Origin of the sequence: Streptomyces sp. NPDC048479 (assembly GCF_040651435.1) — a bacterium.
GTDB lineage: Bacteria > Actinomycetota > Actinomycetes > Streptomycetales > Streptomycetaceae > Streptomyces.
In genome coordinates this window covers 1-1,789 of sequence record NZ_JBEZKA010000112.1, presented here as the reverse complement: position 1 = coordinate 1,789, position 1,789 = coordinate 1, and the positions used below count along the sequence as shown (strand labels likewise).

Annotated in this window: 2 protein-coding genes; both read left to right on the top strand. The window is 61.1% G+C overall.

From position 1 onward, the window contains the following. The first annotated feature begins 114 nt into the window (after positions 1–114). Positions 115–1,362, top strand: a complete 1,248-nt coding sequence (ltrA, locus tag AB0D12_RS41240) for a group II intron reverse transcriptase/maturase (RefSeq protein WP_362695219.1) — start codon at positions 115–117, stop codon at positions 1,360–1,362. A 117-nt stretch (positions 1,363–1,479) separates the two neighbouring features. Next, the coding region (locus AB0D12_RS41235; protein ID WP_362695216.1) for an IS3 family transposase at positions 1,480–1,789 on the top strand (310 nt) is incomplete at its 3' end.

The window sequence follows — 1,789 nt, the reverse complement described above, 5'->3', positions numbered from 1 at the left end:
CCGGTTCGTAGTAGTGAGGAAGCTCTTGCTCGGCGCGGTGAGGGTGGAGCGAAGGGGCCGGATTGTCCGTGGTTCGTTTGTTTGGTCAACCGGGTTTCCCCCGGGAGGAGCTGCGTGAGCGAGCTGAAGTCGACAGGGAAGCCGTTTGATATCTCGAAAGGAAAGGTCTGGGAGGCGTATCTGAAGGTGAAGGCGAATCAGGGTGCTGCGGGGGTGGATGGCTGCACGATCGAGGAGTTCGAAAAAGATCTGAGGGAGAACCTCTACAAGATCTGGAACCGGATGTGCTCGGGAAGCTACTTCCCGCCCCCGGTGAAAGGTGTGGGGATTCCCAAGTCGCATGGCGGCGGGGTCCGTTTGCTCGGCGTGCCGACAGTGTCGGACAGGATCGCCCAGACGGTGGTGGCCAGGCATCTGGAGAAACGGGTGGAGCCACTGTTCCATCCGGACTCCTTCGGCTACCGCCCCGGACGGTCGGCGCTGGACGCGGTGTCTGCATGCAGGCAGAGGTGCTGGAAGAAGAAGTGGGCAATTGACCTTGATATCGCCAAGTTCTTCGACAGCGTCCGCTGGGACCTGGTCATGAAAGCGGTGGAATACCATACGGACGCCGCGTGGGTAATTCTGTATGCGAAGCGGTGGCTTGCCGCTCCCGTACTGATACCCAATGGCACCTTGCAGCAGAGAGACCGGGGAAGCCCGCAAGGGTTCGCGGTCTCCCCAATCCTGGCGAATCTGTTTCTGCACTATGCGTTCGACATGTGGCTCACCCGGACTTTTCCGGGTGTCCAGTTCGAACGCTATGCGGACGATGCGGTGATCCACTGCTCGTCGGAGCGGCAGTCCCGAGAGGTCCTGGCGCGACTCGAAGACAGAATGGCAGAGGTCGGGCTCCAACTGCACCCGGATAACACACGGATCGTGTATTGCGGAAGGGAGCGACACCGTGATGGCGCGGCTACCTCATTCACCTTCCTTGGTTTCACATTCCGAAACCGTCCGGCACAGGACCGCCACGGGAAGATCTTCACGTCCTTCCTCCCGGCGGTCAGCAAGGATGCCCTGAGGAAGATGAGTATGGAAGTCCGCTCCTGGCGGATTCACATGCATGTCACCTACTCCTTCGGTGAGTTCGCGAAATGGCTGAACCCCATTATTCGCGGATGGATGCAGTACTACGGCGCCTTCTACCAAACCGATCTGTATCCCCTCCTCCAGCGCATCAACTTCTACCTGCTGCGCTGGGTCCGGAAGAAGCACAAGCGGTTGAAGACCTACAAGAAGGCAGCTCGAAGATGGGATCAGGTTGTCAAGTCCTACCCGTCGTTCTTCGCGCACTGGAAATGGGTCAACGTCACCTGACGATCAGGATGATAGGAGCCCGGTGACGGGAGACTGGCACGCCGGGATCTGTGGGAGCCCGGGGGTGAGATTCCCCCGGGCCACCCGACCGGCGGCCTTCTTCGCCCAGGATTACCGGTGACGGAGAAGTACGAGTTCATCGACGGAGAGGCCGACAACTTTCCCGTGCAGCAGATGTGCACCTGGGCGGGAGTATCCACGTCGGGCTTCTACCACTGGAGATCGAGGCCATTGTCGGCCACCGCGAAGCGCCGCGCGGACCTGAGGGCCATCATCCTCCAGGTCTTCTCCGACTCGCAGGAGACCTATGGCTACCGGCGTGTCCACGCCGCGCTCCAGCGGATGAACGTTCAGGCCGGAGCAGAACTGGTCCGCGCGCTGATGCGCGAGCTCGGCCTGGTGCCATGCCAGCCGCGGCCCTGGCGGG